The sequence below is a fragment of the Bdellovibrio sp. HCB-110 genome (assembly GCF_047323225.1).
GTDB lineage: Bacteria > Bdellovibrionota > Bdellovibrionia > Bdellovibrionales > Bdellovibrionaceae > Bdellovibrio.
Map to the genome: position 1 here is coordinate 530932 of NZ_CP178750.1, position 20259 is coordinate 551190.

The 20259-nt window shown below is 46.8% G+C and carries 16 protein-coding genes; 14 read left to right on the forward strand and 2 right to left on the reverse strand.

The window, feature by feature from the left end; all coding sequences use genetic code 11:
* Positions 1-25: 25 nt before the first annotated feature.
* The 6 genes from ACL934_RS02545 to ACL934_RS02570 are packed head-to-tail and all read left to right on the forward strand — an operon-like array spanning position 26 to position 6807.
* Complete coding sequence (locus ACL934_RS02545) at positions 26-934, forward strand: type II secretion system F family protein (RefSeq protein ID WP_374077385.1); 909 nt, start codon at positions 26-28, stop codon at positions 932-934.
* Positions 934-1281, forward strand: coding sequence for a DUF192 domain-containing protein (locus ACL934_RS02550; RefSeq protein ID WP_374077387.1), 348 nt, complete (start codon positions 934-936; stop codon positions 1279-1281). Before ACL934_RS02545 ends, ACL934_RS02550 begins: the two co-directional genes overlap by 1 nt.
* Positions 1268-2938, forward strand: coding sequence for an FHA domain-containing protein (locus ACL934_RS02555; protein WP_413613005.1), 1671 nt, complete (start codon positions 1268-1270; stop codon positions 2936-2938). Before ACL934_RS02550 ends, ACL934_RS02555 begins: the two co-directional genes overlap by 14 nt.
* Entirely contained in the window at positions 2938-4092 is a 1155-nt protein-coding gene (locus tag ACL934_RS02560; protein WP_374077391.1) for an FHA domain-containing protein, read from the forward strand. Before ACL934_RS02555 ends, ACL934_RS02560 begins: the two co-directional genes overlap by 1 nt.
* Positions 4092-6119, forward strand: coding sequence for an FHA domain-containing protein (locus tag ACL934_RS02565; protein WP_413613006.1), 2028 nt, complete (start codon positions 4092-4094; stop codon positions 6117-6119). Before ACL934_RS02560 ends, ACL934_RS02565 begins: the two co-directional genes overlap by 1 nt.
* Position 6120: 1 nt before the next feature.
* Positions 6121-6807 (forward strand): hypothetical protein, encoded by a 687-nt coding sequence (locus ACL934_RS02570; RefSeq protein WP_374077395.1) that lies wholly within the window; start codon positions 6121-6123, stop codon positions 6805-6807.
* Here ACL934_RS02570 and ACL934_RS02575 read toward each other — a convergent pair.
* Positions 6804-8612 (reverse strand): sulfatase-like hydrolase/transferase, encoded by a 1809-nt coding sequence (locus ACL934_RS02575; protein WP_374077397.1) that lies wholly within the window; start codon positions 8610-8612, stop codon positions 6804-6806. The genes ACL934_RS02570 and ACL934_RS02575 overlap by 4 nt on opposite strands.
* Positions 8613-8689: 77 nt before the next feature.
* Here ACL934_RS02575 and ACL934_RS02580 point away from each other — a divergent pair, with 77 nt between their 5' ends.
* The 7 genes from ACL934_RS02580 (at position 8690) to ACL934_RS02610 (ending at position 18520) form a co-directional block, all read left to right on the forward strand.
* Positions 8690-9319: a MotA/TolQ/ExbB proton channel family protein gene (locus tag ACL934_RS02580; RefSeq protein WP_413613007.1), complete on the forward strand. Its 630-nt coding sequence runs from the start codon at positions 8690-8692 to the stop codon at positions 9317-9319.
* Positions 9320-9322: 3 nt separating this feature from the next.
* A complete protein-coding gene (locus ACL934_RS02585; protein WP_374077401.1) occupies positions 9323-9730 on the forward strand; it encodes an ExbD/TolR family protein in 408 nt (135 codons plus the stop codon).
* A 462-nt stretch (positions 9731-10192) separates the two neighbouring features.
* Positions 10193-15553 carry a HAMP domain-containing protein gene (locus tag ACL934_RS02590; RefSeq protein WP_374080422.1) on the forward strand — a complete coding sequence of 1787 codons (5361 nt, stop codon included), beginning with the start codon at positions 10193-10195 and terminating at the stop codon, positions 15551-15553.
* Between the two features lie 3 nt (positions 15554-15556).
* Positions 15557-17623, forward strand: coding sequence for a response regulator (locus ACL934_RS02595; protein WP_413613008.1), 2067 nt, complete (start codon positions 15557-15559; stop codon positions 17621-17623).
* Positions 17613-17990: a hypothetical protein gene (locus tag ACL934_RS02600; protein WP_374077405.1), complete on the forward strand. Its 378-nt coding sequence runs from the start codon at positions 17613-17615 to the stop codon at positions 17988-17990. The genes ACL934_RS02595 and ACL934_RS02600 overlap by 11 nt, the downstream gene beginning before the upstream one ends.
* A 4-nt stretch (positions 17991-17994) precedes the next feature.
* Complete coding sequence (locus ACL934_RS02605; RefSeq protein WP_374077406.1) at positions 17995-18252, forward strand: DUF5985 family protein; 258 nt, start codon at positions 17995-17997, stop codon at positions 18250-18252.
* Between the two features lies 1 nt (position 18253).
* Positions 18254-18520 (forward strand): DUF5985 family protein, encoded by a 267-nt coding sequence (locus tag ACL934_RS02610; protein ID WP_374077408.1) that lies wholly within the window; start codon positions 18254-18256, stop codon positions 18518-18520.
* On the opposite strand, the gene ACL934_RS02615 is transcribed toward ACL934_RS02610, so the two are convergent.
* Positions 18521-19612, reverse strand: coding sequence for a hypothetical protein (locus ACL934_RS02615; RefSeq protein WP_413613009.1), 1092 nt, complete (start codon positions 19610-19612; stop codon positions 18521-18523).
* Positions 19613-19750: 138 nt separating this feature from the next.
* Here ACL934_RS02615 and ACL934_RS02620 point away from each other — a divergent pair, with 138 nt between their 5' ends.
* On the forward strand, positions 19751-20254 hold the full coding sequence (locus ACL934_RS02620) for a hypothetical protein (protein WP_413613010.1): 504 nt from the start codon (positions 19751-19753) through the stop codon (positions 20252-20254).
* Positions 20255-20259: the final 5 nt, after the last annotated feature.

The window sequence follows — 20259 nt, forward strand, 5'->3', positions numbered from 1 at the left end:
TGTACTTGAACACAAAGAGGCGGAAATGGGAAGCGCAGAATTAATGCTTATTCTTGGCTTGCTGCTCGCAGGAGTGGCGGTGTTCCTATTTGTAAATTCCATCTTTGCAAGTAACGCAGACAAGCAACAACTTTCATGGGCGAACAATGATGAGCCAGTGAAATCCAAAAATGCTGTGATCAATTTCTCTCGTCCGCTCGTGCACCAATTCACTTTGCAGCATGCTTTAAGAATTCGCAGTGAAGGTTATCGCAAGCGCGTGCGCAAATACATTCTGACCTCGGGTCTTTCCCGAGAGTTGAACGAAGATGAATTCATTGGCTTGCAACTTCTTTGGGGCGTGATGTTCCCGATCTTCTTGCTGATCATGAATTTCTCGTTGCAATTGGGTTTGCCACCTCTCGCGGTGGTGGGCATGGGATTGATTGGTTTCTATCTTCCGCAAATTCACGCCAAAGGTGAAAAGAAACGTCGTGAGCTTTCTGTGCGCACCGACTTGCCGTTCTTTATCGACCTTTTGGCTTTGTCGGTGGAAGCAGGTTTGGACTTCTTCTCGGCGATTCAAAAAATCGTGGATAAGGCCCAAGGCACGGACAGTGTTTTGGCGGACGAATTGGGAACGGTTCTTAAAGATATTAAAATCGGTGCCTCCAAAGCGCAGGCATTAAAAGACATGGCTGAGCGTTTGGATATGAACGAAATGACGAGCTTCGTGGCGGTTTTGGTGGATGCCGAAGCAACGGGTGCGAGTATTTCACAAGTCTTGAAAGATCAATCCGTGCAAATGCGTTTGGAAAGATTCGTTCGTGCGGAAAAAGCGGGTGCGAAAGCTTCGCAAACAATTTTGATTCCGCTGATGATTTTTATTTTACCGGCAGTTTTTATTATCGTGTTTGGACCGGTGGCCGTGTCCTTCATGTATGGGAATAAGTAATGACAACGTTGATGAGTAAAACAACAAATCAAACTTTGATACCGCAGTTGGAAGTGGCCGACACTTTCTGGACGCGTGGCAAAGGTTTATTGGGAAGAGAAGCTCTTCCTAATAACGAGGCGTTGTGGATTCATCATTGCAATAGCATTCATACCTTCTTTATGAAGTTTTCGATTGATTGTGTTTTTGTAGATAAAAATATGAAGGTCAAGGCACTCTATCAAGATGTTCGTCCTTGGCGTTTGGTGCCTCCGGTGTGGGGGGCGGCTTCAGTGATTGAAATGTCTTCTGGATCTATCAGCAGATTGAAAGTCAGCGTAGGAGATCAACTTTATGTGGGCGCTTAGAATTTTGACCGGCCCGCAAGCGGGAACAATGATCGAACTAAAAATGGGGAAGAACCTTATCGGTCGGGCTCCTCAGTGTGACATAAAACTTGTCAGTCCGGGTGTTTCTAAAGAACACACGGAGGTCGCAGTTTTCAAAGATAAGATTGTCATCACGGATTTGAAATCCAGCAATGGCACTTATCTCAATGGTATTCGCATTCAAAACGGCATCATGCGCCTGGGTGATAAGCTGGGTGTGCACGATGTTTTAGCCGATGTGATTCCTGCTCCTGAAGCGCGTGCGCAATCGCCACGAACTTCTGCGGGAACAAATACGGGAGTGCCAGCGCCGATGCCTTATTATGGTGGCGGGGCAGCTCCGCAAATGCCGATGGGTATGCCGCCGCAAGGAATGGGAATGCCTCAAGGCATGCCACAACCGATGGCAGGGGGAATGGCTGCGGGCGCAGCTCCGGCTCCTGCTCCGGCGTATCAGCAAGGTGGCTTTAAAGGTTTGATGGACAAAGCCAATGACTATTTGGATCGGGTGGCGTTGCCGGGAGTTTATAAACTTCCGCAATTCGTCGAACTCAAAATGGTTCTTTTGGGTTTTGTCGTTCTATTTATTTTCTCAACAACATTGTTGTCGATGATTCCGATGGTGCAAATCACCCGAGCCAGCATCATCAATGAAAGTAAACGTCGTGCCGCTTCTATTGCCAGAACAGTTGCGACCATCAATCAAGCGGCTCTTTTGCAAAATAGCTATTCGTCATTAAGTACGAATGCGGCTGAATCTGAAGATGGTGTAAAGCAAGTTTTGATCGTGCAACAATCCGATGGGATGATTTTGGCTCCAGCTTCCCGGGCGGGAACAACGCCGGATCTTCCATTCGTCCATTCGGCTCGTCGTGAGATGCGACCTCAAGCTGTGGAAGTAGATTCTTCGACGATTGGCGCAAGCTTTCCGATTGGTTTGTTTGATCCGAATACGGGGGAGCAATCCGTGAAAGCTCACGCCATTGTTCTTTACGATATTGGAAGTTTGGCATTCGACGACGGTCGCGCCATCAGTTTGTTCATGCAAACTCTGGTGATCGCGTCGTTGATTGGTCTTTTGATTTATTTCTTTATGTATAAGCTCATTGAGTTTCCGATTGTCTCTCTCAATGCCCAGTTGGATGCGGCGATGAGAGATAAAACGGACAATACGGAAGTGGACTTTATGTTCCCACCTCTGCAGGCTCTTATTGGAAATATCAACAGCTTACTGACTCGTTATATTAACGGGGATGGGCAAAATGGCGGTCCCGGTGCTTCCGGGTTCGTGAATAAAGATGGAGAGGCGGAAAATCTTGTTCAGATTGTCGGCTTTCCTTGTATCACGATTTCTCGTGAGGGGCGGATCATTGCCTGTAACGCGGCCTTCAGTCAGGTCGCTCGTACCGACGTGGCTCAGTTGCAAGGTCAGTTATTTAAAGCGATTCCAGATGCGGCACTTCAACAAAACATTGAAGGACTGTTAGTTAAAACACGTGAGAACACGCGCGCGATCCACACGGATCAGTTGGAGTTCAGCGGTCATCTTTGTATTTTAAGCTGTCAGGCATTTTCATCAGGGGCCGAAGTGGATTATTTCATTGTGACAGTTTCACCTGTTGAGGGAGGCTCTTAGTGAGTGCAGCTCCGCAAGTGAAAGACACTTTAAAGTTTGATATCGAAGTCGTCAAAGGTCCGCATCAGGGCTTGAAAATGACTTTCTCGAAGGCGTCGGTCTCTATTGGCCGTGGTCCTGAAAATGATATCGTTCTTTCTAGTGATCCTCGCGTGAGCCGTCAACATGCTGAGATCAAGCAGCGTGGCCCTTCTGAGTTTGTGATTATCAACCTCAGTTCTAAAAACTTTATTTTGGTCAACGGTCAGAATGTGCAATCTGAGATTCTTAATAATGAATCCGTGATTCAAATTGGCGATACGGAAATTCGAGTTCAAATTGAAGTTCCGACACCAGCAGTGACCTCAGTCCCTCTGCAAACGACACCATCCATGCCTTCGATGACTCCCAATGGTCTTCCAGGTATTGGTGCATCCGTTCCAGTGTCGACACCAAGGCCAGCTCCGGCACAGCCGCCAGCGTATCAGCAACCGCGACCCATGCCAGCGATGCCTCAGCCTTCGATGCCTCCAGCGCAACCGATGAATTATGGAGGATATCAACCTCCTCCAGGTCCTGTCCCAGGTATGGGGCAGCCTGTGCGCGGTCCTTCTTCGGGTGGTGGGTTGTTGCAAAATCCGAAAGCCCGTTTCTATGGAATCGTGGCTATTATCGGTGTGATCGCCTACTTAGTCTTGTCGCCGTCAGCGCAGAAGAATAAAAAAGACCCGAATGCGATTCGTACTTCGGTGATTTCGATGCAAGACGTGGCCGATGCTGAGAAACGCTCGCAAGAGTTGCTAACGATTAAAAAAGAAAAATACGATTCGGTTCAGTATCGTCGCGCCCAAGAGAACTTCATCAAAGGCTTCCGCGATTTCCAACAAGGACAATATGCGAGAGCCCGCGAAGCTTTTCAGGTTGTATTGAATCTGGACCCTGACAACGAGCTGGCAAAGCGTTATTATCATCTTTCGAAGATTAAATTTGATGAACTTGTGAAATTCAACATGATTCAAGGCAACCGTTATAGAGAAAAGAAGAATTGGAGAATGTGTCAGTCGAATTACTCCAATGTGATGACAATGCTTCAGAACCGCAAAGACGATCCAAGCTTTAAAGAAGCCAAGCAGTTCTATGAAGAGTGTACTTTGAATTTGGAGGGTAGATTCTAATGGCCCGCCTCAGAGTCCGCCTTCGTGGCAAACCCGTTTATGATATCACTCTTTCTGAAGACCGTTCGTATATCGCCGGTCGTAAGGAAGACTGTGATATCGTCCTGCAGCCTGAAAAAGGGATTTCCCGCGAGCATTTCAAAGTGTCTTTTGCAAATGGCGCATGGAATGTCGAAGTGGTTTCCCGCTATGGGGAAGTCATGTTCAACGGCGAGCATGTCCAACAGTTTACCCTGGAGCATGGCAGTCAGTTTCACATTCCTCCTTATGAATTTGATTATCTGAACACCTCTGATGAGGCTTCCCCAGGAATGAGTGCCGCGGGAACGTCGGCGAATCTTCCGGCTGTGACCGGAGTGCACACCGGTGGAGATGACTTTGACGGCAGTGAAGAAAAAACCGTCATCGGAGTTGCTCCGACAGCGGCTTATATTAAAATCGTTGATGCACAGAATGAAACCAAAGAAATGCTTCGCCTTGACGCCGGAGATTCTTGGGTGGCGGGACGTGATCCTTCATGCCACATTCAGATCCGCGATCAACGCGTCAGTCGCCGTCAGTTTGAAATTCGCAGATCCGGTTCGCAATATGTGATTATTGATCTGGGCAGTGTGAACGGCACACTGGTCAACGGAAATCCGATTTCTTCAACGGATGCGAGTCCTTTGAAGAGTGGCGATGCGATCAGTGTTCTGACGAACTATTTGTATTTTGAATTGCACGATGCCAGCTTCCAAAGTCGTTTGGAGATGGTCAACATCCAACCGCCAAGCCCTTTGGTGCCGATGGCTTCTGAATCTGTGCCGATGGAGTATCAGCAGCAACAGTCCCATGAATTGATGGCTTATCAAGGTGGTATGGCGCCAATGCCTTATCAACCTCAGATGCAGTATCCGGCGCAAGGTGCGCCAATGCAGATGCCTACACCCGAGGGCAAGTTTGATTTCCAAAAGCATCGTCCAAAAATTATTATCGGTGCTGTAGCATTGTTGGCCGTGGCGTATTTATTTGGTGGTGGAGAAAATACGGCTCCTCCAGCTCCGAAACCAGGAGCCAGTGCCGGTCCGGGATCGCCATTAGAGGCCTTCAATAAATTGAAACCAGAACAACAGGCATTGGTTCGTCAGCGCTATAAAGATGCAAAAAATCTTTATATGCAGGGAAAATATCAGTTGGCTCAGGATGAAATCGTCAAGATTCAAGAGCTCGTTCCTGATTATGAAGATATTCGTGAGATTGAGCGTCTGTCGAAAGAAGCGATTTTCATTCAGGAACAACAGCGTCGCCAAGAGCAAATCGAAAAGGCGAAGCTGGAAACGGAAGAAAAAATCGTAAAACAAACGGCGGAGTGCCAAAAAAAAATCAATCCGAATGTCACAATGGCTGAACTTGAAGACTGTTTAAGCCCGGTTTTGCAGTTTAATCCGGACCATCCGCGCATTAATGATTTGAAGTCGCAAGTGGAAATCATCACGACACAAAGAGAAGCCAAGGCCGTTGAAAAAGCCGCTTATCAGTCGTTGGTAGCGAAAATGCGATCTCTTTACGATCGTGCTCAGCAAGTGCATAAAAAAGGAAAACCTTTGGATGCCATTGCTGCCTACGAAAAAGTTTTAGATGCGAGATTGCCGGACCCGAATGGCTACAAAGGTCAGTCGCAAAGAAATATTGCTTCTATCCGTCAAATGATGAACTCCAAAACGGCCACTCTGCAAGCGGAAGCTGAGAAGTTTTATCAAGCACAGAACTTAAAAGGAGCGATTCTCTCTTTAAGGAAAGCGCGTACGATGGACCCGACGAATCCTGATTTGCCAGAGAAAATTGAGCGCTATACGACAGAACTGCGCAAAAGCATGATGACAATTTACCAAGAGGGAATCTTGGAAGAAAGCTTCGGGAACGTCGATGGCGGTGAATCCAAAGCGGGCGCCAAAGATAAATGGAAAAAAATCCTAGAGCAGGACATTCCAGACGGCGAGTATTATAAGAAGGCCTATATCAAACTGAAAAAATACGGGGCGCTTTAAGATGAAACTTCAAGAGAGATCCTACAGCACGAAGATCATGCGCCCCAAACCGTTGATTCACCAAGAAGACGACGGGTCTTTGATTGTTATTGCGACCTCCTGGGGGCAACCCGAACACGCGCAGCGTGCTCTTGATGAAGTGGTCAAATACGTCAGTGCGGCAAAATCCGACGTTGAAGTGACGTCGCCGTTTGAATTTCTAACGTGTCTTTCAGATGAAGTGAATTACGTGAGAACCGGCATTCTTATCGCTAACGACATTCTTTATCGTGGCGAAAACAAGATGGAATACTTTTCTGGCGTAGAACTTTTGGCTCTTTTTAAAAGAGGTCCCCAAGTCGCTTGGGCTCATGTCGGAAGTCCCAGCCTTTTTATTCAAAGAAAAAATCGCAGCTTGCAACCACTCTCTATTGGCTTGGATCTGTCTGCAGAAATGCATGGAAGTGAGAGCACTTTACCCCCTCTTCCTGCGCAGCTTTTGGGTTTGGATCCGACTTGTTATATTCAGTGTGGTCACACTCACGTCAATGAGGACGATCAATTGGTGCTTTTAGCAAGCACTTCCATTGCCAGTTCGTTGTGGCAAAAAGATTCCCGTGAGGCTGAATTGAGTTCGATCACAACGAAGATGATTCAAGAGTCTCCGGAAGCCCCTTTTTGGTTGGGGCTTGTTCAGCTCGAAAATTAATACTCTTCACTTTGAATTGATTTATAGACTTGATTGCGGAGCTTTGCGAATTCCGGAAGACTTAAAGCAAGTTCCGTTCTGGATGGTGCAAAGATATTGTCTCGCGAAGTATCCCAGATCAAACCAGCGGCGATATTCGTTCTTTGAATCTGCTGATCGAGCATGTAGTTTTTAAAAGACCGTTCAAAACGCTTTCTTTGGGCCTCTTTGGAAAGGCCTCTTTCTTCAGCGCGGACCCAGTCGATAAATTCCAAGAAAAGAGGATCTCCACAGTTTTTCAATTGCTCCGTTTCAAGAACTCCGGAGAGAAGATAAAAACAAGCGTCGTTGGTTTTTGGATTTTTTGAGTTTAGATTTCTTTCGCCGACGTACTGCCACACAGAAACCTTATTTCTGGTTCCGAGATTTTTTAACGTGTCCCAATCCTTTTGATTGAGGGCAATCTGTGCTGTCCAATTCAATAAATCCAAGCTGCGTGGTTGAGACGCCATCAAGCGTTTTAGATCTCTGAGCAGAAGAGACTCTTGATCGACACGCATCCAGCGCGCAAAGGGAATGCTTAACTTCGCCAACCACTCCGACTCCAAGGGAGGAAAGGAAGGGAATTGATTTTTATGCATCAATCCTTGCAGTCGCTGGGTTGTCGGCAGAATGCTTTCTTGTAGCAAAGGCAGAGGATTGACTTCAAAACGATCCACCAGCGTATTGTAAAGAAGTGGTTTTTCGTCGTTGATATAGAGCACGTGGTTTGAAATGCCCGCAGTTCTCAGAGGACCCGCTTTGCGCCACATCGCCCAGCCGGATTCAATCAACATAGGACGATCATCAGCTCCGGAGGTGTTGGGATTTTTTAAAACATCCAGCAGAGAATGAGTTGGAAACGACGGGTTGCCGTTATCCACAATGCTTTCCCCTAAAAGTTCAAACAGAGTCCTGCCGACATCGACCAAACTGACGTTTTGATCCACTTTCCAGTGAATGGCTTCGTCGCGTTTCTTTTTTTGCGAAGGCTTGATAAATAAAGCAACCTGAGTATTCTCCCCATGCAAATTAAGAGGAGAAAGTTCGCGATAGCGATCATTGGAAGTATGTCCATTTAAGCCGACCAAGATGACTGTCGTTTGATCCCAACGATTGGAACTTTTTAAACTTTGAAAGAGTTCATAAAGGCTTTCATCAAGTTCATCGATCTGGCTTTCAAAGCTGAGATTGCGGGTTTCGCCTAAATCTGTGACAGTCTCTGTCGTTGTAAAAAGAAGATCGGGTGCATAGATCACGCTCAGAAAGGATTCACTATCCACATCTTGTTTGAGCCATTGCATGAAAGCTTCTGAATTTTTTTTGAAGGGGCGAAACAGACTTGTGAAGCCCGGAATAATATTGTCATCAAAGAGTTCAAACCCCTGATTTAATCCGGAACGACGAAAAACGGGAGCGCCGCCCGAGAAAAAACTAGTACGATAGTCTTGTTTGAGTGCGACCTCCGAAACAAGTTCCAACTCTGCAGCGAGTCCAGGTCCTGAATTGTGGCGAATCTTGTGTTGATATGGATAAAGACCCGTCATTAAAGAAGCCAAAGCCGGGACGGAAAGCGTCGAAGGTGAAAAAGCGTGAGTGAAACGGACGGACTCATTGCAAAGCAATTGAAAACCGGACCTCTCCACTTCTTCCTGACTGCAGGTCACATCAGTGATCGTCAGCTCGTCTACAGCGATAATAAGCACCGATTTCTTGTCATTTGTCTTACAAGAAATCTGGACTAAGCTCAGTGCTGTGAGGAGAAGAGTAAAAATGATTTTCCGCATACCTTGACCAGAAGTAATGGTTTTAGAGATAATGGATCAATAATTTTGCCCAGTCAAAGATTTGGAGGAAATCACCCATGCTCGCAGAAAAAATATTTACGGTAGCTCACCTGGCGGATCAGGTTGTTCTATGGATCCTACTTGTTCTCAGTGTGTTGAGCATCGGGATGATTTTGGAGCGCTACTTTGCTCTGAAGAAAGTTTCCGCCGAGTCGCAAAGAGTGCGCGCGCGCATCAAGCTGGCTTTGCAAAGCAATAGCTTGGAAGATATTGAAGATCTTGCAAAAGATCCAAACTCTATTGAAGGACGTGCAGCAAGTTATGCTTTGAAGCACATGAAGGAATCAGGCAGCAAAGGGTTGTCAGAGATCTTCAACACATTTGCTTTAACAGAGCGTCCGGAGTTGGAAAAATTCTTGGGTTTCCTTGCAACGGTGGGTTCGAATGCTCCTTACGTAGGATTGTTCGGTACGGTTTTGGGTATCATGAAAGCCTTCAATGATTTGGCGACGGCTCCTGAAGCCGGTCAACAAACGGTGATGGCCGGTATCTCCATGGCCCTTGTTGCAACGGCAGCAGGTCTTTTCGTCGCGATTCCAGCAGTTGCTTTCTACAACTACTACAGCAAGCAAGTGAAAGGCATTTTCCAAAACCTTGAGAGTGTTAAAGAACTTTGCCTTGCTTACGCTAAGAAAAAAGGTGTGTAAAACATGTCTTCAGCATTTGGTGATAACGACAACGAAGCCATAGCGGACATTAACGTCGTTCCGCTCGTGGATATTATCCTCGTGGTGTTGATCATCTTCATGGTGACAGCACCGATGTTTATGAAGCCCACGATCAACGTGAATCTGCCAAAGGCGGCCAGTGGTGATCAAACGGCGCCAAGCAAATTGAATATTGCTTTAACGGCGGACGGTCGAATCAATCTGAACGGCTCTTTCGTGAATGAAGAAGACGTAAAGGTGAAAGCGACGGATGAAGTCGCGAAGAACGCCGAGGTTCAAGCTATCATTTCTGCGGATAAAGATGTACCGCACGGAAAAGTTGTCGGAGTTCTTGATATCGTCAAGGGTTCCGGAGTGAAGAAGTTCGCGATTAGCATCGATAAGAAATAGATAATACAAGGGCTCTGATTCAGAGCCCTTTCTTTTTGTGTCATTCGACGCAGTCTTTTAATTCAACAAATCCCGCACAATCAATGGTACAGGGTTTCCAGTTTCATATAGAGTAATTGCGATAGACTGTTCGCTAATCTTCGCGCGCACGTATTCATTCTTTTCGAGAGTTTCAAATTAGAATTGTGTAACGAAGCAAAGTGGTCAGCTATATTAAAGCGAAGTAATGTATGTGTTTTTTTGTTTACCTAGATTGCGGCAATGTTAAGTGGCTAGAGGCTGCTATAGCAGGAGGAAATCTTTGTGGCGAAGTTGGACACGACAGTTGAAGTAAAAAACCGATCTTTAAAAAAGAATCCGAAACATCCAGTTTCAGCTAAAGAGTATTCAGAACAAGAGGGAAAACGCGCTTTAAAAAAGCAGCGCAATCATTTAGTAGAAGCCGGCAATAACGGCGTGGATATGATCTTCGATTCTGAAACTAAAGAACAGCTTCGCCAACTTCTCTTCACAGTCAAAGCGGTCCGTCGGGGCGAATTCTCTACGCGAATGCCTGTAGGACAAGAAGGGATTATCTCCGAAATCGGTGAGGTCCTAAACGACATCATCGAACTGAATGAAAATATGGCCAATGAGTTTGTGCGCGTTCGAAGTACCGTAGGTCAAGAAGGACGCATGAACGAACGTGTGAACATGGGAACTGTACGTGGCGCTTGGTCAACCAGTGTGGACTCCGTCAACTTACTGATCGGGGATCTTGTTCAGCCAACTCAAGAAGTCGCGCGTGTCATCACGTCGGTGGCAAAAGGGGACTTGTCGCAAAAAATGACCATGGAAATTGACGGTCGTATGGTGAAAGGGGAATTCCTCCGCATCGGTACGACGGTCAATGCCATGGTGGATCAGTTGAATTCCTTCGCTTCGGAAGTAACCCGCGTTGCGAAAGAAGTAGGTACTGAGGGAAAACTCGGTGGACAAGCGGATGTGCGGGGTGCTTCGGGAATTTGGCGCGACCTGACTGATAATGTGAATGGTCTTGCCGGAAACTTAACGGATCAAGTTCGTAACATCGCGAAAGTAACGACGGCGGTTGCCAAAGGGGACTTGTCACAAAAAATCACCGTTGATGCCAAAGGTGAGATCTTCGAATTGAAAAATACTATCAACGTCATGGTGGATCAGTTGTCATCGTTCGCAGCCGAGGTAACTCGCGTGGCAAAAGAGGTGGGTACTGAAGGCCGTCTTGGCGGTCAGGCGGATGTAAAAGGTGTCTCTGGAACTTGGAAAGACTTAACGGATAACGTAAATGGTCTTGCGAACAATCTGACGGCGCAGGTACGTAACATCGCAAAAGTAACGACGGCGGTTGCGAACGGGGACTTATCACAAAAAATTACAGTTGATGCCCGCGGGGAAATCTTAGAGTTGAAAAATACGATCAACGTCATGGTGGATCAGCTGAATTCATTCGCTGCCGAGGTAACGCGTGTTGCGAAAGACGTGGGTACCGAAGGTCGTCTGGGCGGTCAGGCGGATGTAAAAGGGGTATCAGGAACATGGAAAGACTTAACAGATAACGTAAATGGTCTCGCGAATAATTTGACAGCGCAAGTTCGTAACATCGCGAAAGTAACAACGGCGGTTGCGAACGGGGACTTGTCACAAAAAATCACCGTTGACGCCAAAGGTGAGATCCAAGAACTGAAAGACACCATCAATACGATGGTGGATAACTTGCGTTCCTTCGCGGCGGAGGTGACTCGTGTCGCGAAAGAGGTGGGTACTGAAGGAAAACTCGGTGGTCAAGCGGACGTAAAAGGTGTGTCGGGAACTTGGAAAGATTTGACCGACAACGTAAATGGTCTCGCCGGAAATCTGACGGCGCAGGTACGTAACATCGCGAAAGTAACAACAGCGTTAGCGACGGGAGACTTATCACAAAAAATCACCGTTGATGCAAAGGGTGAGATCCTCGAACTTAAAAATACGATCAATACGATGGTGGATCAGCTGAACTCATTCGCAGCCGAGGTGACTCGTGTGGCAAAAGAGGTGGGTACGGAAGGTAAACTGGGTGGACAGGCAGAAGTGCGCGGAGTTTCCGGAACATGGAAAGATTTGACCGACAACGTAAATAGTTTGGCCGGAAACTTAACGGACCAGGTACGTAACATCGCGAAAGTGACAACGGCGGTTGCCAAAGGGGACTTGTCACAGAAGATCACGGTTGATGCCCGCGGCGAGATCTTAGAACTTAAAAATACAATCAACGTCATGGTGGATCAGTTGTCATCATTTGCGGCCGAGGTGACTCGTGTGGCGAAAGAGGTGGGTACCGAAGGTCGTCTGGGCGGTCAGGCGGAAGTAAAAGGTGTCTCTGGAACCTGGAAAGACTTAACAGATAACGTAAATGGTCTTGCGAATAATTTGACAGCCCAAGTTCGTAACATCGCGAAAGTTTCCACGGCGGTTGCGAACGGAGACTTATCACAAAAGATCACAGTTGATGCGAAGGGCGAGATCTTCGAACTTAAAAATACGATTAACGTCATGGTGGACCAGCTGAACTCATTCGCGGCCGAGGTAACGCGTGTTGCGAAAGACGTGGGTACGGAAGGAAAACTCGGTGGACAAGCGGAAGTAAAAGGTGTGTCGGGAACTTGGAAGGATTTGACCGACAACGTGAATGGTCTTGCCGGAAATCTGACAGCACAGGTGCGTAACATCGCGAAGGTAACAACAGCCGTTGCGAAAGGGGACTTGTCACAAAAAATCACCGTTGATGCGAAAGGTGAGATCCTCGAACTCAAAAATACGATCAACGTCATGGTGGATCAGCTGAACTCATTCGCGGCCGAGGTGACTCGTGTGGCGAAAGAGGTGGGTACGGAAGGTAAACTCGGTGGTCAAGCGGACGTAAAAGGAGTCTCAGGAACTTGGAAAGACTTAACAGATAACGTGAATGGTCTTGCTGCCAACTTGACAGCACAGGTACGTAACATCGCGAAGGTAACAACGGCCGTTGCGAACGGAGACTTGTCGCAAAAAATCACAGTCGATGCGAAAGGCGAAATCTTAGAACTTAAGAACACCATCAATACGATGGTGGATCAGCTGAACTCCTTCGCGGCCGAGGTGACTCGTGTGGCAAAAGAAGTGGGTACGGAAGGACGTCTCGGAGGACAGGCGGAAGTTCGCGGGGTTTCCGGAACATGGAAAGACTTAACAGATAACGTAAATATCATGGCCTCGAATCTGACCATGCAAGTACGTGGTATCGTGAAGGTCGTAACCGCGGTTGCCAACGGGGACTTGAATCAAAAATTCGTTCTTGAAGCGAAAGGGGAAGTGGCGGCCCTCGCAGAAACAATCAACTCGATGACTGACACACTTCGTACTTTCGCCGATCAGGTAACGACGGTCGCTCGTGAGGTGGGTATCGAAGGTAAACTGGGTGCGCAAGCGCGCGTACCGGGTGTTGCGGGCACTTGGAAAGACTTAACAGACAACGTAAACTTCATGGCCTCGAATTTGACAACGCAAGTACGTGGTATCGTGAAAGTCGTAACCGCGGTTGCCAACGGGGACTTGAATCAAAAATTCGTTCTTGAAGCGAAAGGGGAAGTGGCGGCCCTCGCAGAAACAATCAACTCGATGACTGACACACTTCGTACTTTCGCCGATCAGGTAACGACGGTTGCCCGCGAGGTGGGTATTGAAGGAAAACTGGGCGGTCAAGCGAGCGTACCGGGAGCTTCTGGTACTTGGAAAGATTTGACGGATAACGTGAATCAGCTGGCCGGAAACTTAACAACCCAAGTACGCGCCATCGCTGAAGTATCAACGGCGGTAACTAAAGGGGACTTGACTCGATCCATCACCGTTGAAGCGGAAGGTGAGGTTGCGGCCCTCTCTGAAAACATCAATCAGATGATCTCGAATCTTAAAGAGACAACTCAGAAAAATAATGAGCAAGACTGGTTGAAAACAAATCTCGCGAAGTTCTCAAGTATGATGCAAGGTCAAAGAAGTATTACTTCCGTAGCCCAACTTATCATGTCCGAACTGACTCCACTGGTGGATGCTCGTCACGGAACATTCTTCATGCTTGAAAGTGAAAACAATGAACTGTCGCTCAATTTGATCGCGAGCTACGCATATACGGAAAGAAAGCGCGTTAACAATAAATTCAAACTCAAAGAAGGTTTGGTCGGCCAATGTGCGTTTGAGAAAAAACGCATTCTGCTGACATGCCCTCCGGCGGATGAATATGTCATGATCAGTTCGAGCATCGTCGAGGAAAAACCGCGCAATATTATCGTCTTGCCGGTTCTGTTCGAGGGTGAACTCAAGGCGGTGATTGAACTGGCATCGGTCATTCCATTCTCACAAAACTACATCAATTTCTTGGATCAGTTGATGGACAGCGTGGGCGTTATCTTGAATATGATCTCGTCAAGTATGCGTACGGAAGAACTTCTTCAGGAATTGAAACGTTCCAATGCTGAACTTGAAGCCCAAGCCAAAGAGCTGGAAGAAAAGGCGAAACTTCTTGAAGTTAAAAACCAAGAGGTTGAATTGGCCAGCCGATCTTTGGAAGAAAAAGCCGAGCAGCTTTCTCTTATCTCCAAGTACAAATCGGAATTCTTGGCGAATATGTCCCACGAATTGCGAACGCCTCTTAATAGCTTGCTGATCTTGTCGAAAACTCTGGCTGAGAACCGCGACAAAAACCTCAGCAGCGAGCAGGTCAAGTTTGCAAGTACGGTGCATTCAGCGGGCCAAGACTTGTTAGCATTGATCAATGAGATTCTGGATCTTTCTAAAGTGGAAGCGGGCAAAATGCCTGTGACACCCAAACCTGTGTCGATGATGGAAGTCAAAGAGTACATTGAGCAGACATTCCGTCCAGTGGCAGAACACAAGGGTTTGGAATTCATTATTGAAACCAGCACGGATCTTCCTCCGGAAATCATCACGGATGAAAATCGTCTGCATCAGATTCTTAAAAATCTTTTGTCCAATGCCTTTAAGTTCACTGAAAAAGGCCATGTGAAATTGGAGTTGATGCTCGATGATCGAATCAAAGACGGTTCTAAAGATAAATCAAAAATGGATGTTGTCTTCCGTGTGACCGACACTGGCATCGGTATTCCTATAGACAAACAAAAACTGATCTTCGAAGCCTTCCAGCAAGCCGACGGAACAACCAGCCGCAAATACGGTGGAACGGGCTTGGGTCTGACAATCAGCCGCGAGATCGCCCGCCTTCTCGGTGGTGTGATCGAAGTGCAAAGTCAGCCAGGCGTGGGCAGCAGCTTCACTCTGTACATACCACAGAAATACTCTGGGCCTGATGCCTCCATTGGAACAAGCTCCGTCGAGGAACCAATTGAAGCGGCACCATTGCCATTGGACGCCGACTTCACCGGTAGAAAAATTCTGATTGTTGATGATGACGTGAGAAATGTTTTTGCTCTCTCCAGCGTTCTAAAAATGCGTGGCATGAATGTGATTTATGCAGAGAACGGAAAACAAGGTGTCCGCGTTCTTGAAGAAAATCCAGACACGGATCTCGTCTTGATGGATACGATGATGCCCGAAATGGATGGTATTGAGGCGACTCGTGAAATTCGTAAGATTTCGGATTTTGAACATTTGCCAATTATTTCCTTAACTGCGAAAGCGATGAAAGGAGACCGTGAGAAATGTTTGGAGGCCGGTGCGTCTGACTATGTCACTAAACCAGTGGACGAGTCTTATCTGTTGGCGGTGATGTATTCTTGGCTTCCGAAGAAAAATGGTTCGTCGCAAACAGAGTAATGCATGGAAAAAACCACTAATTCGGTAGATATTCTAATTGTGGACGACAGGATTGACGGTCTGATTGCTTTAGAGGCCGTCTTGAATATGCCTGATATTAATTTGGTGAAAGCCCAATCAGGCCAAGAAGCCTTGGACTTGTTGGGCCACTATGATTTTGGCTTGATCCTTCTCGACGTGCAAATGCCCGAGATGGACGGCTTTGAAACGGCACAGAGGATTCGTCAGAATGAAAAATACAGACTGACGCCGATTATTTTTGTCACAGCCATTAATAAAGACGATCGCTATATTTATCGCGGTTATGAATCGGGAGCGGTGGATTACATTTTCAAACCGTTTGAGCCGCATATTCTGCGCGCCAAAGTCAGTGTCTTTCTTGAGCTCTTTAAGAAATCAAGACAGCTGCAAGAACAGGCAGAGAAAATTCGCGAGAGCGAAAGACGCGAACGTTATCTGCGTTTGGCAGAGCTGGAAAATGAAAGTCTGAAAAGATACCGAAATTTAGCAGATGCCATTCCTCATATGGTATGGCGATCTCGCAGTGACGGAAATCTGGATTACGTGAACAAGGGTTGGACTGATTATACGGGACTCACTTTAGAGCAAAGTTCAGGAAGTAAATGGCAAGCGGCCATTGATCCGGAAGATCTAAAGTGTTTTTTAAAGGCCTGGATGGACTCGATGTCCGAGGGAAAACCCTTTGATGCAGAATTGAGAGTGCGCAATAAATACAACGAGCCGCACTGGTTTTGGGTGAAGGCCGTCGCAGAACTCAATCAGTTGGGACAAGTCACCAGTTGGCTTGCAACGTGTACTGATATCAACGATCGAAAAATAGCGGAGCTCAAACTGATCGAAGCGGAGAAAGAGGCCAAAGCCGCGAGTCTTTCAAAAACCAGCTTTCTTGCCAACATGAGCCACGAAATTCGCACGCCGATGAATGCCATCCTGGGTTTCACGGAACTCATGCTCGATCCAAATCAAACGACGGAAGAACGCGTGAACTGCATTCACACGGTGCAAAGAAACGCGAGTCAGCTGCTAAAAATTATCGACGAGATCTTAGATATTTCAAAAGTCGAATCAGGTCATATGCAAATCGAAAAAGTGGAGGTCAATGTGCCAACACTTTTAGATGATCTTAAAAATTTATTGCAGTTGCCCGCAATGGATAAAGGCCTGGAGTTGCGCTTTGGTTTAGACACAGAGATTCCACGCACAGTTCTTTCCGACCCAACCAGACTTCGTCAAATTCTTCTGAATCTGATTGGCAACGCGATTAAATTTACACAGCAAGGTTCTGTGGAAATCAACGTTGCTTGGCATGCCAAAGATCAATCCAGCGGCAAAGATAGAATGGAATTCCGCATTGTGGATACCGGTGTGGGAATTTCAGCGGAACATGCAGAACGTCTGTTTCAACCCTTCGTTCAAGGAGACAGTTCCACCACCCGCAAATTTGGTGGCACAGGATTGGGCTTAGCTCTTTCTCGTCAATTGGCCCGGGCCATGGGAGGAGAAGTTTCACTTGTGAGTAGTGAACAGGGGCGAGGCAGTCATTTCCTCGTGGTCGTAGAAGCTCCGGCGCTGGCCGACACGTCCTTTGTGAGCAACCTCAATATTGCCGTAAAAAGAAAAACTAAAAATTTTCCCAAGCGTGGTGACGGTCGTTTGAAGTCGATGCGCATTCTGTTGGTAGAAGACGTCGTCGACAATCAGGCTTTGATGGTGCACTTCCTTAATTTAGCAGGGGCGAAAGTGGAAGTGGCAGACAATGGACATGACGGAGTTGCCAAGGCCTTGGAAGGCAACTTCGACGCCGTTCTTATGGATATTCAAATGCCCTTAATGGATGGATATGAAGCGACCCGACAGTTGCGCGCCCAGGGTTATAAAACTCCCATTATTGCTCTGACAGCTCATGCTCTGAATGAAGAAAGAGACAAGAGTATTGAAGCCGGCTGTGATGATCATCTTTCCAAACCCGTTGAGTTCAATACGCTTATCGAGCATCTTGTAAAGCTTGCTCCTAATCGTTCTAAAGAAGGGGAGAGCAGTGTCGAGTGAAATCCCCTTTGAGGTTCGAGAATTCATAAAAAAATATATTTCGTCGGTTTCTTTGTTAGAGCTGCTTCTGTTGTTGAAGCAAAATCCTTCACGTTCGTGGACGCCAGAAGAACTTAGTGGAGAAATGCGTACAAACAACTCCTATGCGGCCTTGCAGTTGGGTGAACTCGCCAATGTTAAACTGGTGATTCCCGCAGATCGTCCGAACAGTTTTCGCTTCACGGAAAATCCCGATGATATCAGGATTATTTCCGAGCTGGAACTGCTCTACAGTCATCGCCGTTCAAGTCTTATTAATAGTATTTACGCTCAACCTCTGGATAGCATTCGGGACTTTGCGAATGCGTTTAAAATCAAAAAGGATTAGCGCTATGGTTTATGTCGTCTATATGCTTTGTTCTTTAATGAGTTTAGGTGTGGCCGTAGCGCTCCTGCGTGCCTACCGCTTGAATCGCACAAGGCTTCTTTTATGGAGCAGTCTTTGTTTTGTTGGAATCGCGATTAACAACATTCTTCTGTCCATCGATTTTAGCTTAGGGCCGAGTTATGACCTGACAACGGTGCGGGCCTTTTCGTCTTTGATAGCCATGGGCATTCTTCTTTACGGTTTGATATGGGATACGGTGTAGTATGGATAAAGTTGATTTAAATAATTTTATTTACGGCGCTGTGATGATGGCCTCGTTCGTGGCGGGTATCTTCTTTCTGAAGTTTTGGAGAAAGACGAAGGATCGGTTCTTTGCGATTTTTGCTGCCGCCTTCTTTTTATTGGCGATCGAAAGATGGTTTTTTCTGTTCATTCAAATTCAGAATGAGGTGCACACCTATATTTTTGTGATTCGTCTTTTGGCATTCTTAATGATTTTAGGTGCGGTGATAGACAAGAACAGGTCGTGACTAGTTGCCACCGCCACTACCACCGTAGTTCGGGTTGTGAACCCATTTGCAGGTGTTGGAGATAAGTTTCAGACGTTTGTTATGACATTCAAATGTGACATTGCCCTGATATGTCCAGTATCCATTGTCATTAAAGCGCGAGCCGTAGCCCCATTCATGATCGTAAGATGGATTTGGTTGTGGCGTATGGATGCGCGGAATTTCCGTGCGGCAATTGATATAAGTTTTTCCTAGATATGCCAGAGTGCTAGGAACATTGTAATCGTAGAGTTTCGTGTAACCGCGATAGCTGTACAAGAATCCCATAGTGTCATAGCTCTGGTGTAAAAGATATTTTCCACGAGGCCCATCGAAGTACTGAGAGAAATACTGATAACCGCTGTCGTAAGTTGCATTGGTGAAAGTAAAATAAGATCCGGCATCGCAAACTCCGGCTTGTTCTTGCACAGTCACACGCGCGATGGAACTTTGCAGGCTCTGACCTTTTCCATCTTTGATGACGACGTGATAGTTACCGTCTTTATCGAATGAATAAGCAGAATCCATATAAGAGCTGTAGTCACCCATGCCGTTAGTGATGGCTTTACCGTCTTTGTACCACTGATACGAATAAGGATAACTTCCGCCACTGACGTTGACGTCCAAAACAAATTGTCCACCTTCAGTGACTGTCATGCTTGCAGGTTGTTTTACGATACGAAATGCCGTGTTGCTGGTTCCGGTGCCAGTTCCGCCGGTGCTAACTCCGCCCGAACCTGAGCCACTAGATCCACCACTGCCAACGCTAATGGCTCCACCAGATCCTGTGCCACTGCTGCTACCAGAGCCCGTGGAAACAGAACCGCCTCCGCCAGAGCCGCCACCCACGCCCACTCCACCGGAATTGCCACTGCCGGGACGAGATTCCCAGACAGAACCCTTATCCGTCGAAGGACTAGAAGTGGAGCCTTCAGAGTTACATTCTGCATTTGTTCCTGAGCACATAGAACTTTGGGGAGCACAGTTTTGGAAACTCAAAATAGTGAGGAAAGTGATCAGTAGACCAGACAGGACGCGGAAATTGCGGATCCTTTTGAGAATACGTTTAGTCATAGTAACTTTCCCCCGAAATTTACTAGACTAAAATACGGAAGAATTATGGAAATACTTGAGTCAAAATACCGTAAATAGGCAAAAGTTCTCAAAATGACACAGCTAAAGTCCTGCCTCGAAGATCCGATGTAGGATTATATGTTTAAACGTCAGCCAACGGACACTCAGTTCCTCTTTATCACTCTCGTTTTGGTTCTCCTTATGGGGATTCCGACGTTTCATACATTGACGGCCAATGAGGAGCTTTCTGAAGAACAAGTGGTCAGCGCAACGACCCCCGTGGGTCAGCGCAAGCCCGCAAGTGTTGTTGCGGCCTCGGCACTTCCCATTGCGCCTGCGATTTCACATTTCACTCAGTACGATGTCAGTTGTGCCAAAAAAGTTTTACCGAAGCTTGATGTCGCTGGCAGTTATGTGCAATTTCAGGGAAAAAATTGTCTTAAGAATTTTAAAGAGGGCGACATTGAAATCGTGAACAGAAGCAATGGTTACACGGCATCTGTTTTCATCAGTGGCTCTGACAAATACCAAACAGACCTCATTCAGCTGCAAAAGGGCGACAATGAAATTGCGATTCGTTATCGCGAACGCTCCGGAAAAGCTGTCGAAGAGGTCGTTCGCGTCCGTTCTTCGCAAATTTAACATAA